Source organism: Ideonella sp. (assembly GCF_044358605.1).
Lineage (GTDB): Bacteria > Pseudomonadota > Gammaproteobacteria > Burkholderiales > Burkholderiaceae_C > Ideonella.
This window is the reverse complement of record NZ_JBIKNQ010000030.1, coordinates 43836-55666: the sequence shown is the minus strand read 5'-3', so window position 1 is coordinate 55666 and position 11831 is coordinate 43836. Positions and strand designations below refer to the sequence as shown.

Genomic DNA, 11831 nt, shown 5'->3' with positions numbered 1-11831 from the left:
ACTTTGGCCGTGCCGAGAAGACCAACCAGGTCGGCCAGGTGGTCGGCTTGGCCTGGACGGAAGTGGGCGGCGATCTGCTGACCATCGAGGCCACCGCCATGCCCGGCAAGGGCAACATCATTCGCACCGGCTCGCTGGGCGATGTGATGAAAGAGTCGGTCGAAGCTGCACGCACGGTGGTGCGCAGCCGCGCCCGCCGCTTGGGCATCAAGGACGAACTCTTCGAGAAGCGCGACGTGCACATTCACGTGCCCGATGGCGCCACGCCCAAGGATGGCCCGAGCGCTGGTGCCGCCATGACCACGGCCTTTGTGTCGGCGCTCACGGGCATTCCGGTCAAGGCTCATGTGGCGATGACTGGCGAGATCACCTTGCGCGGTGAAGTCACGGCCATTGGCGGCTTGAAGGAAAAGCTGCTGGCGGCTGCCCGTGGCGGCATCAAGCTGGTGATGATTCCGGAAGACAACGTCAAGGACCTGCAAGACATCCCCGACAACGTTAAGAGTGAGTTGGAGATCGTGCCGGTGCGCTGGATCGACAAGGTCTTGGAAGTGGCGCTCGAAGCCATGCCCGTGGCTTTGCCCGATGAAGACCCGGCCGCCGTCAAGGCCGAGGCACCTGCCGCCGCACCGGTGGCAGGGACGACGGACGCCATCACGCACTGAGCGTGCAAAAAAATCGGCGGTCTTGCGGGACCGCCGATTTTCTTCCTATAATGCAAAGCTTCACTGAACGCGGTGGCGCACCAAACGCCAACAAAGCAGCGCTCAGCGATATGCGGGAATAGCTCAGTTGGTAGAGCGCAACCTTGCCAAGGTTGAGGTCGCGAGTTCGAGCCTCGTTTCCCGCTCCAGGTTTGATTGTGGAAGCTTCTGCTTCCTTTTTTGTCGGTTCACCGGCAACGCTCTTTAGGTTAAGACGGCGCGATAGCAAAGCGGTTATGCCCCGGATTGCAAATCGGGTTAGTCCAGTTCGACTCTGGAACGCGCCTCCACCATTGCGGGAATAGCTCAGTTGGTAGAGCGCAACCTTGCCAAGGTTGAGGTCGCGAGTTCGAGCCTCGTTTCCCGCTCCAGGCCCGAAAGGGGAAGCTTTTGGGCTTCCCCTTTTTCGTTAGCGCCGGGGATTGTCCTCAGGAGACATTCCGATGGCGATAATGCGCGCAAGTCGTGGTGAATTCCATCCTGCCCGGATGGCGAAATAGGCAGACGCAGCAGACTTAAAATCTGCCGCCCATAACAGGGCGTACCGGTTCGATCCCGGTTCCGGGCACCACACCGAATGTCAGGTCGGTGGCGCGTTCACCCACTAAATGTCGATACGCAGAGCCTGCTGATCCCAGCCCAAGCGCTCGCGTGCGATCCTCTCTAGCACTTCAACTTCGCCCGTCGACATCATGGTCATGCGGCGGCTTTTGAGTAGTCTGGAAGATTCGGGGCTTGGATCGGGCTGCCCCAACCCTTCATAGAGGCGAGCCGCCTGCTGTGCGACCGCGTCTGCGGTATCCAAGAGGGTCACGCCGGGGCCAAGGCGTTCAGCAATGGCGTCAGCGACAAAGGGATAGTGGGTGCAGCCCAGCACCACGGTGTCCACAGCAGCGTCTTTCAGCGCGCCGCAGTATTGATCCAACAAGTGGCTCACCGTCGAGTGGTTGGCATCGCCTTGCTCAATGGCTGCCGCCAGACCAGCGCAAGCCACTGGCAGCACGAAGCAGTCGTTGGCGAAGCGTTGCACCAAAGACTGAAACCGCGGGCTTTGCAGGGTGCTGGTGGTGGCCATCACACCGACGCGTTTGCTGAGGCTGCGCTGCGCGGCCGGTTTGACGCCAGGCTCTACACCCACCAAAGGCAGGTCGGGGTGTTGATGGCGCATGGCCTCAATGGCGGCGGCGGTGGCGGTATTGCAGGCCACCACAATCAGCGCTGCACCTTGGGCGAGCAGGAAGTTGGTGATGCGCAGCGAGCGGTCGATGACGTGGGCAATGTCCCGCTCACCATAGGGCGCATGACCGCAGTCGGCCACGTAGAGCAGGGGCGCGTTGGGGCACCGGCCCTGCAGCGCTTTGACGACTGAGAGGCCGCCCACGCCGGAATCGAAAATACCTATCAACGGGGGGCGGTGCTCAAGCGTGCTCATTGCGGCGCGCAGTCTACCTCCTGACCTTGCTGCGTCTGCGGGCTTGTGCAAACTGAGGCGTTGGCTCTAAAATAGCACGACCGTTCGATTTATCCTGCGAGCACTGTGGCCCAGGGCTAAATACGGGTCTTCCATGAGGCCCCAATGGCGACAGTGGCGCACCGCAGTGCGCTGGCTGCCACTAGAATCATCGGCAGTTTACGTAAACGTCAATTCAAACCACTGATCCGACAGGAGCAACGCGACATGAAGGTACTGGTAGCCGTCAAACGCGTCGTCGACTACAACGTGAAAGTTCGCGTGAAGTCTGACGGCACGGGGGTAGACATTGCCAACGTCAAGATGAGCATGAACCCCTTTGACGAGATCGCCGTCGAAGAAGCGGTTCGTCTCAAGGAAAAGGGTGCCGTCACCGAGGTGATCGCCGTTTCTTGCGGCGTCACGCAGTGCCAGGAAACGCTGCGCACGGCCATGGCCATCGGCGCGGACCGTGCCATCTTGGTCGAAACCGATGCTGAGTTGCAGCCACTGGCGGTGGCCAAGTTGCTAAAGGCCTTGGTGGACAAGGAGCAACCGGGCTTGGTGGTCTTGGGCAAGCAGGCCATTGATGATGACTGCAACCAAACCGGCCAGATGCTGGCGGCCTTGGCCGATTTGCCGCAAGCGACCTTCGCCTCCAAGGTGGAGATCGCCGACGGCGGCGCCACCGTCACCCGTGAGGTGGACGGCGGCCTGGAGACCCTGAAGCTGAGCCTGCCTGCGGTGGTCACCACCGACCTGCGCCTGAATGAGCCGCGTTATGTGACGCTGCCCAACATCATGAAGGCCAAGAAGAAGCCGCTGGAAGTCATCAAGCCCGCTGATCTGGGCGTCGATGTTGCCCCCCGGATCAAGACCTTGAAGGTCAGCGAGCCGCCCAAGCGTGGCGCCGGCGTGAAGGTGGCCGATGTGGCCGCCCTGGTGTCCAAGCTCAAGAATGAAGCCAAGGTGATCTGACCATGACCATCCTCGTTATTGCTGAACACGACAACGCCAGCCTCAAGGGCGCGACCCTGAACACCGTGACGGCTGCGGCCCAATGCGGTGGCGATGTCCATGTGCTGGTGGCGGGTCACAACGCAGGCGCTGCTGCGGCGGCGGCGGCCCAAGTGGCCGGCGTGGCCAAGGTGCTGCATGCGGATGCAGCGCATCTGGCGGAAGGCCTGGCTGAAAACGTGGCGGCGCAAGTGCTCGCCATTGCGGGCTCGTACAGCCACATCTTGTTCCCCTCAACGGCGAGTGGCAAGAACGTGGCCCCCCGTGTGGCGGCCAAGTTGGACGTGGCGCAGCTCAGCGACATCACCAAGGTCGTGGCTGCCGACACGTTCGAGCGCCCCATCTATGCGGGCAACGCCGTGGCCACAGTGCAGAGCGCGGATGTGGTGAAGGTCATCACTGTGCGGACGACCGGCTTTGATGCCGCAGGCCAGGGTGGCGCTGCAGCGGTGGAATCGGTGGCGGCAGTGGCTGCCCATGGCAAAGCCAGCTTTGTCGGCCGCGAAGTCACCAAGAGCGATCGCCCTGAGTTGACGGCTGCCAAGATCATTGTCTCGGGTGGCCGCGCTTTGGGCTCCAGCGAGAAGTTCAATGAAGTGCTGACCCCGCTGGCGGACAAGCTGGGTGCCGCCCTGGGCGCCAGCCGTGCGGCGGTGGATGCAGGCTATGCACCCAACGACTGGCAAGTGGGCCAGACCGGCAAGATCGTTGCGCCAAGCCTCTACGTGGCTTGCGGCATCAGCGGTGCCATCCAGCACTTGGCTGGCATGAAGGACTCCAAGGTGATTGTTGCGATCAACAAGGACCCGGAAGCCCCGATCTTCAGCGTGGCAGATTACGGCCTGGAGGCCGACCTGTTCACCGCTGTGCCTGAGCTGATCAGCCAGCTTTGATGCGCCTTTTGGGCCGGCTCTCAGCCGGCCATCGAACTGACAAGGGCGCCTGAAGAGGGCGCCCTTTTTTTGACTTTTGGAGACCCCCATGACCTACCGCGCCCCCGTCAAGGACATGCTGTTCGCGATGAAGGAGTTGGCCAACATCGACGCTGTGGCCCAGTTGCCCGGCTTTGAAGATGCTGGCCTGGACACCGCTCAGGCGGTGCTCGAAGAGTGCGCCAAGCTCAATGAAGACGTAGTCGCGCCCTTGAATTGGGACGGCGACATCAACCCCTCCTTCTTCAAGGACGGCAAGGTCACGGCCACACCGGGCTTCAAAGAAGCGTTCACTCAGTACACCCAAGGCGGCTGGCAAGGCCTGCACCACCCCACCGATTTTGGCGGCCAAGGCCTGCCCAAGCTCATCCACGCTGCCTGCCAAGAAATGGTCAATGCCGCCAACATGAGTTTTGCGCTGTGCCCGCTGCTGACCGACGGTGCCATTGAGGCGCTGTTGACGGCAGGCTCCGAAGAGCAGAAAGCGGCCTATATCCCGAAGATGATCGACGGCACCTGGACCGGCACCATGAACCTCACCGAGCCTCAAGCGGGCTCGGACTTGGCGGCTGTGCGCACCCGCGCTGAACCCCAGCCCGATGGCACGTACAAGATTTTCGGCACCAAAATTTTCATCACCTGGGGTGAGCACGACATGGCCGAGAACCTCGTCCATCTGGTGCTGGCCCGCGTGGTGGGCGCACCCGAGGGCGTGAAGGGCATTTCGCTGTTCATCGTGCCCAAATTCATGGTCAATGCCGACGGCTCGCTGGGTGAGCGCAACGACGTGCACTGCGTCAGCATCGAGCACAAGATGGGCATCAAGGCCAGCCCGACGGCCGTGCTGCAGTACGGGGACAACGGTGGTGCCATTGGCACCTTGGTGGGGCAAGAGAACCGCGGCCTCGAATACATGTTCGTGATGATGAATGCCGCTCGCTACGGCGTGGGCGTTCAAGGCCTGGCGATTGCCGACCGCGCTTACCAACGCGCAGTGGCTTACGCACGGGACCGCGTGCAGTCTCGCCCGGTCGACGGCTCTCTGCCTGCGGCAGCGCCCATCATTCACCACCCCGATGTCCGCCGCATGCTGATGACCATGCGGGCCTTCACCGAAGGCTGCCGGGCCATGGCTTTGGTGGGTGGGTCTGCTTTTGATGCGGCTCACCACCACCCGGATGCCGAGGTCCGCAAGCAAAATCAAACCTTCTATGAGTTCTTGGTGCCCCTGATTAAGGGCTACAGTACCGAGATGAGCTTGGAGGTCACCTCGCTGGGGGTGCAAGTCCACGGTGGCATGGGCTTCATCGAGGAAACGGGGGCCGCCCAGCATTACCGCGATGCCAAGATCCTGACCATTTACGAAGGCACCACGGCCATCCAGGCCAATGACCTGATCGGCCGCAAAACGGCCCGTGACGGCGGGCAGACGGCCAAAGCCATTGCCGCCCAGATCGAGGCCACCGAGCAGGCCTTGGCCGCCCGCAGCAGCGAAGCTGCCAAAGCCTTTGCGCGCCGCCTTGGCGCCGCGCGTCAGGCCTTCATCGACGTGGTTGAGTTCGTGGCTGGGCAGACCAAGGCCAGCCCGAATGCCGTGTTTGCAGGCGGCGTCAACTACCTGATGCTGGCGGGCAACCTGGTGGCGGGGTGGCAAATGGGCCGTGCCTTGCTGGTGGCAGAAGACCGCTTGGCTGATGGTGAGGACGCGGCTTTCATGCAGGCCAAGATCACCACGGCGCGCTTCTATGGCGACCACATTCTGACCCGCGTGCCGGGCCTGCGCGACAGCATCGTCGACGGTGCTGCTGGCGTGACCGATATGGCGCTGGAGGCTTTCTGATGGCACTGCCCACCGTTTTGGCGAATCTGCCGCTGCCCATCATCGGCTCGCCGCTGTTCATCATCTCCAACCCCAAGCTGGTCATTGCCCAGTGCAAGGCGGGGGTGGTCGGGTCCATGCCCGCGCTCAATGCTCGCCCGGCCGCGCAGTTGGATGAGTGGCTGGCCGAGATCACGGAGAGCCTGGCGGCTCACAATGCGGCTCACCCCGAAGCCCCAGCCGCGCCCTTCGCGATCAACCAGATCGTGCACAAGAGCAATGACCGCCTGGAGCACGACCTGGAGGTCTGCGCCAAGTACAAGGTGCCGCTGATCATCACCTCGCTGGGCGCGCGCACGGATGTGAACGATGCGGTCCACGCCTGGGGCGGCGTGGTGATGCACGACATCATCAACAACGCCTTTGCTCACAAAGCCATTGAGAAGGGCGCCGATGGCCTGATCGCCGTGGCGGCGGGGGCTGGCGGTCATGCGGGCACCAAGAGCCCGTTTGCGCTGATCCAAGAGATTCGACAGTGGTTCGACGGCCCCTTGGCGCTGTCGGGCTCCATCGCCAGCGGTGGCGCGGTGTTGGCAGCACAAGCCATGGGTGCAGACTTCGCCTACATCGGCTCGGCCTTCATTGCTACCGACGAAGCCCGTGCCGCCGAGGAGTACAAGCGCTGCATTGTGGAGAGCAACAGCGACGACATCGTCTACAGCAATCTCTTCACGGGCGTGCATGGCAACTACCTGAAGCCGTCCATCCGTGCGGCGGGCCTCGACCCAGACGCACTGCCCGAGAGCGACCCCTCCAAGATGAACTTTGGCGGCGACGCCAAAAAAGCCTGGAAGGACATCTGGGGCTGCGGCCAGGGCATTGGTGCCATCCACAAGATTCAACCCGCGGCTGAGTTGGTGGCCCAACTCAAGCGCGAGTACCTGGCAGCGCGCGCTCGTCTGCTTGCTTGATCGTCTTCAGCGCTGTGCTGGGCTTCCCACCAAGGTGGCGTCACAGCCCGACGCTGAGGAGATCCACCGCCGGGCCCAGCGCGACACTGTGGCTCGGGCCCAGGTGGGCAGCCAAGGCCACAGCCGCTGCGGGTGGCTGACCATGCCGCAGCGGTAGAGGCTCAATGCCGCGTCCCACCGCAGCGCTCGGCAGCGCCCTTGTCGCCGCTTGCTGACCAAGATGCCCAAAGGGCAGGGCTCGGCGGCGCAGCACACGCCGCAGCCATTGCAGGGCTGGCCTAGCGACGGCTGCGCCGGGGCCTCTTGCCGCAACAAGATGACTCGGGCGTCTCGCTGGCGCCGGGTGATGGAAGGGGGCGTTTGGCGCATGAACCGGCCATTTTTTGATCTGACGCAGTTTTTTGTCAGGAAAGTAATAGGGTTCCCGGCCTGTAATACTGCCTACTAAAACGAGTTACAGCAGTGATACAGTGCTGACTGTGACAAACAGGTCCTTCTGTGTCCCCTTGCTGGGTATTGAGACAAATCAGCAAGGCGGGTCGCGATCCGCCAACCGGTAGAGCCGGGCCGCGGAAGGTTGATCAACCCATCCACGCCCTGGAAACCGGGGTATAAGGTGAGCGAGAAATGATGCAGCAATACAGGTCGAACTCGTACCTGTTCGGTGGCAATGCGCCCTACGTCGAAGAGATGTACGAGGCCTACCTCGACAACCCGGGCTCCGTGCCCGACAACTGGCGCGCCTACTTCGACGCGCTTCAACACGTTCCCGCGACCGATGGGTCCGACAGCCGCGACGTGGCTCACGCCCCGGTGATCGAGTCCTTCGCGCAGCGTGCCAAGTCCAACGCCTTTGCCGTCAAGGCCAGCTCGGCTGACTTGGCTGTGGCTCGCAAGCAGGTGCATGTGCAGTCCCTGATTGCCGCCTACCGCTTCCTGGGCAATCGTTGGGCCGACCTGGACCCACTCAAGCGTGCTGAGCGTCCCAAGATTCCCGAACTCGATCCGGCGTTTTACGACCTGAGCGAGTCCGACATGGACATCTCGTTCTCGGCCGCCAACACCTATTTTGGTGGCGAGACCATGAGCCTGCGCCAGATCGTGCAGGCCCTGCGTGAAACCTATTGCGGCTCCATCGGTGCCGAGTTCATGCACGGCTCTGACCCGACCGAAAAGCGCTGGTGGCAAGAGCGCCTGGAGAGCGTGCGCTCCAAGCCCGCCTTCACCGCTGAAAAGCGCAAGCATATTCTCGACCGCCTGACGGCTGCCGAAGGCCTTGAGCGCTATCTGCACACCAAGTATGTGGGCCAGAAGCGCTTCTCCCTGGAAGGCGGCGAGAGCTTCATCGCCTCCATGGACGAGCTGATCCAGCGTGCTGGTGCCAATGGCGTGCAAGAAATTGTCATCGGCATGGCCCACCGCGGCCGCTTGAACGTGCTGGTCAACACTCTGGGCAAGATGCCGGCCGACCTGTTCGCCGAATTCGAGCACAAGGGTGCTCACGACCTGCCCGCCGGTGACGTGAAGTACCACCAAGGCTTTTCCAGCGATATCTCCACCGCTGGCGGCCCGGTGCACTTGAGCTTGGCCTTCAACCCCTCGCACCTGGAAATCGTCAACCCTGTGGTCGAAGGCAGCGTGCGCGCTCGTCAAGACCGCCGTGGCGACACCACCGGCGGCCAAGTGCTGCCCGTGCTGGTGCACGGTGACGCTGCTTTCGGCGGCCAAGGCGTGGTGCAAGAAACGCTGTGCATGGCGCAGACCCGTGGTTACCGCACGGGCGGCACGGTGCACCTCGTCATCAACAACCAGATCGGTTTCACCACCAGCGACCCGCGTGACCTGCGCTCCACGCACTACTGCTCCGACGTCGTCAAGATGATCGAAGCCCCGGTGCTGCACGTCAATGGCGACGACGCTGAAGCCGTGGTCTGGGCCACCCAGTTGGCCATGGACTACCGTCAGCAGTTCAAGAAGGACGTGGTGGTCGACATCGTTTGTTTCCGCAAACTCGGCCACAACGAGCAGGACACCCCGGCGCTGACCCAGCCCCTGATGTACAAGAAGATTGCCGCTCACCCCGGCACTCGCAAGGTGTACGCCGATAAGCTGGTGGCGCAAAACGCGCTGGCGGCTGACGAGCCCGACAACATGATCAAGGCCTATCGTGCCGCCATGGACGAAGGCCGTCACACGGTGGATCCGGTGCTGACCAGCTTCAAGAGCAAGTACGCGACCGACTGGTCGCCTTACTTGGGCAAGAAGTGGACGGACAGCTGTGACACCGCGGTGCCTCTGGCCGAGTGGAAGCGTTTGTCCGAGCGTGTGACCACACTGCCGGCCAACTTCACCGCGCACAACCTGGTGCAAAAATTGATCGCCGACCGCGCGGCCATGGGCCGGGGCGAGATCAATGTGGACTGGGGCATGGGCGAGCACATGGCGTTTGCTTCGCTGGTGGCGTCCGGCTATGCCATTCGCCTGTCGGGCGAAGACTGCGGCCGCGGCACTTTCACGCACCGCCATGCGGTGATCCATGACCAGAACCGCAGCAACTGGGATGAAGGCACTTACATCCCCCTGCAGAACGTGGCCGACAACCAGGCTCCGTTTGTGGTCATCGACTCGGTGTTGTCTGAAGAAGCAGTGCTGGGCTTCGAATACGGCTATGCCGCTGCTGAGCCCAACACGCTGACCATCTGGGAAGCCCAGTTCGGCGACTTCGCCAACGGCGCACAAGTGGTGATCGACCAGTTCATTGCCTCGGGTGAAGTGAAGTGGGGCCGCTCCAACGGCCTGACCCTGATGCTGCCGCACGGCTACGAAGGCCAAGGCCCAGAGCACAGCTCGGCCCGCCTCGAGCGCTTCATGCAGCTGGCTGCTGACAACAACATGCAGATCGTGCAGCCGACCTCGGCCAGCCAGATCTTCCACGTGTTGCGTCGTCAGATGCTGCGCATGTTCCGCAAGCCCATGGTCATCATGACGCCCAAGAGCTTGCTGCGTGCCAAGGACGCGACCTCGCCGCTGAGCGATTTCACCAAGGGTGAGTTCAAGACCATCATCGGTGAGGTCGACGCCAGCATCCAGGCCGACAAGGTCAAGCGCGTGGTCGTCTGCTCGGGCAAGGTCTATTACGATCTGGTCAAGAAGCGCGAAGAGAAGGGCGCCAGCGACGTCGCCATCGTTCGTGCAGAGCAGCTCTATCCCTTCCCGCACAAAGCCTTCGGCGCGGAGATGAAGAAGTACCCGAACGCGACCGATATCGTGTGGTGCCAGGATGAACCGCAGAACCAAGGTGCTTGGTTCTTCATCCAACACCAGATCCACGAGAACATGGTCGAAGGCCAAAAGCTGGGGTATGCCGGTCGTCCGGCCTCTGCCTCTCCGGCTTGCGGCTATGCGCACCTGCACCAAGAGCAGCAAAAGGCCTTGCTGGATCAGGCCTTCGCCAAGCTCAAGGGCTTCGTCCTCTCCAAGTAAGACCCAGGCGGGCGCCTCTGGCGGCCGCCTTGTCGGGCTGAATGTTCCCCGTTGAGCACAGCCCAGACAGGCGGCCCCAGGCGCCACCTCACCGAATACGAGTCACATCATGGCAATTGTTGAAGTCAAAGTTCCCCAGCTCTCCGAGTCCGTGGCCGAAGCCACGCTGCTGCAGTGGAAGAAGAAGCCCGGCGACGCCGTGGCAATTGATGAAATCTTGATCGAAGTCGAAACCGACAAGGTCGTTCTGGAAGTGCCGGCCCCGGCTGCTGGCGTCTTGGTGGCCTTGGTGGTCGCTGACGGCGGCACCGTGGTGGCTGAGCAATTGATCGCTCAAATCGACACCGAAGCCAAGGCCGGTGCGGCTGCACCTGCCGCAGCCGCTCCTGCTGCCGCGCCTGCCGCTGCACCGGCGGCCGCCGCCGCTGACAAGTCTGGCGTGGCCATGCCCGCTGCTGCCAAGCTGATGGCCGACAACGGCCTGGCTGCTGGCACTGTGGCTGGCACCGGCAAAGACGGTCGCGTCACCAAGGGTGACGTGCTGGGTGCTGTGGCCGCTGGCGCCGCCAAGCCTGCCGCGCCTGTCGCTGCACCGGTCAATGCCGCTGTGGCCAAGCCCCTGCCGGCCGTGGCTGCGCCTGCCGCACAGAACCTGGGTGACCGGGCTGAGCAGCGCGTGCCCATGTCGCGCCTGCGTGCTCGCGTGGCCGAGCGTCTGGTGCAGTCGCAATCGACCAATGCCATCCTGACCACGTTCAATGAAGTGAACATGGCGCCGGTGATGGAGATGCGCAAGAAGTTCCAAGACAAGTTCGAGAAGGAACACGGCGTCAAGCTGGGCTTCATGAGCTTCTTCGTCAAGGCTGCTGTGCATGCCTTGAAGAAGTTCCCTGTGCTGAACGCGTCGGTCGATGGCAATGACATCGTCTACCACGGCTACTTCGACATCGGTATTGCCGTGGGCTCGCCCCGTGGCTTGGTGGTGCCCATCATCCGCAATGCGGACCAGCTCACCTTCGCTGAGATCGAAAAGAAGATTGCCGAGTTCGGCCAAAAGGCGGCGGCTGGCAAGCTGGGCATTGAAGAGCTGACCGGCGGTACCTTCTCCATCTCCAACGGCGGTACCTTCGGCTCCATGCTGTCGACCCCCATCATCAACCCGCCTCAGTCGGCCATCCTGGGCGTTCACGCTACTAAGGACCGTGCCGTGGTTGAGAACGGTCAAGTGGTGGTGCGCCCCATCAACTACCTGGCCATGTCTTACGACCACCGCATCATCGACGGTCGCGAAGCTGTGCTGGGCTTGGTGGCCATGAAGGAAGCGCTGGAAGACCCGGCTCGTCTCTTGTTCGACATCTAAAGAAGCGGCGCATCCGCCTACTGCGCGACCCGATCTCGCGCCTGCGCTCCTCGCCGTACGGGTGTACGGCTGCGGTGCTCAACGCAAGCTCGGGC

General features: G+C 62.5%; 9 protein-coding genes and 4 tRNA genes. 11 read left to right on the top strand and 2 right to left on the bottom strand.

What is annotated here, in order from left to right; all coding sequences use genetic code 11:
* The 5 genes from ACIQ3Q_RS12200 to ACIQ3Q_RS12180 form a co-directional block, all read left to right on the top strand.
* A partial coding sequence (locus tag ACIQ3Q_RS12200; RefSeq protein WP_396269347.1) for a S16 family serine protease occupies nt 1-665 on the top strand: 665 nt, incomplete at its 5' end.
* 112 nt (nt 666-777) lie between these two features.
* Nucleotides 778-853 (top strand) — tRNA-Gly (locus ACIQ3Q_RS12195).
* A 67-nt stretch (nt 854-920) separates the two neighbouring features.
* Nucleotides 921-994: transfer RNA gene (locus ACIQ3Q_RS12190), tRNA-Cys, on the top strand.
* Nucleotides 995-999: 5 nt separating this feature from the next.
* Nucleotides 1000-1075 (top strand) — tRNA-Gly (locus tag ACIQ3Q_RS12185).
* 111 nt (nt 1076-1186) lie between these two features.
* A tRNA-Leu gene (locus ACIQ3Q_RS12180) sits at nt 1187-1275 on the top strand.
* A 33-nt stretch (nt 1276-1308) separates the two neighbouring features.
* Here the strand turns inward: ACIQ3Q_RS12180 and murI are convergent.
* A complete protein-coding gene (gene murI, locus ACIQ3Q_RS12175; RefSeq protein ID WP_396269346.1) occupies nt 1309-2136 on the bottom strand; it encodes a glutamate racemase in 828 nt (275 codons plus the stop codon).
* Between the two features lie 246 nt (nt 2137-2382).
* Between murI and ACIQ3Q_RS12170 the strand changes: the two genes are divergently transcribed.
* The 4 genes from ACIQ3Q_RS12170 (at nt 2383) to ACIQ3Q_RS12155 (ending at nt 6893) form a co-directional block, all read left to right on the top strand.
* A complete protein-coding gene (locus tag ACIQ3Q_RS12170; RefSeq protein WP_396269345.1) occupies nt 2383-3132 on the top strand; it encodes an electron transfer flavoprotein subunit beta/FixA family protein in 750 nt (249 codons plus the stop codon).
* Nucleotides 3133-3134: 2 nt separating this feature from the next.
* Complete coding sequence (locus ACIQ3Q_RS12165; protein ID WP_396269344.1) at nt 3135-4064, top strand: electron transfer flavoprotein subunit alpha/FixB family protein; 930 nt, start codon at nt 3135-3137, stop codon at nt 4062-4064.
* Nucleotides 4065-4152: 88 nt separating this feature from the next.
* Entirely contained in the window at nt 4153-5943 is a 1791-nt protein-coding gene (locus ACIQ3Q_RS12160; protein WP_396269343.1) for an acyl-CoA dehydrogenase, read from the top strand.
* Nucleotides 5943-6893, top strand: a complete 951-nt coding sequence (locus tag ACIQ3Q_RS12155) for an NAD(P)H-dependent flavin oxidoreductase (protein ID WP_396269341.1) — start codon at nt 5943-5945, stop codon at nt 6891-6893. Before ACIQ3Q_RS12160 ends, ACIQ3Q_RS12155 begins: the two co-directional genes overlap by 1 nt.
* Nucleotides 6894-6899: 6 nt before the next feature.
* Here ACIQ3Q_RS12155 and ACIQ3Q_RS12150 read toward each other — a convergent pair whose 3' ends face one another.
* Nucleotides 6900-7262: a hypothetical protein gene (locus tag ACIQ3Q_RS12150; protein WP_396269340.1), complete on the bottom strand. Its 363-nt coding sequence runs from the start codon at nt 7260-7262 to the stop codon at nt 6900-6902.
* Between the two features lie 258 nt (nt 7263-7520).
* Between ACIQ3Q_RS12150 and ACIQ3Q_RS12145 the strand changes: the two genes are divergently transcribed.
* Entirely contained in the window at nt 7521-10376 is a 2856-nt protein-coding gene (locus ACIQ3Q_RS12145; RefSeq protein ID WP_396269339.1) for a 2-oxoglutarate dehydrogenase E1 component, read from the top strand.
* A 109-nt stretch (nt 10377-10485) separates the two neighbouring features.
* Nucleotides 10486-11736, top strand: coding sequence for a 2-oxoglutarate dehydrogenase complex dihydrolipoyllysine-residue succinyltransferase (gene odhB / locus ACIQ3Q_RS12140; protein WP_396269338.1), 1251 nt, complete (start codon nt 10486-10488; stop codon nt 11734-11736).
* Nucleotides 11737-11831 lie beyond the last annotated feature (95 nt).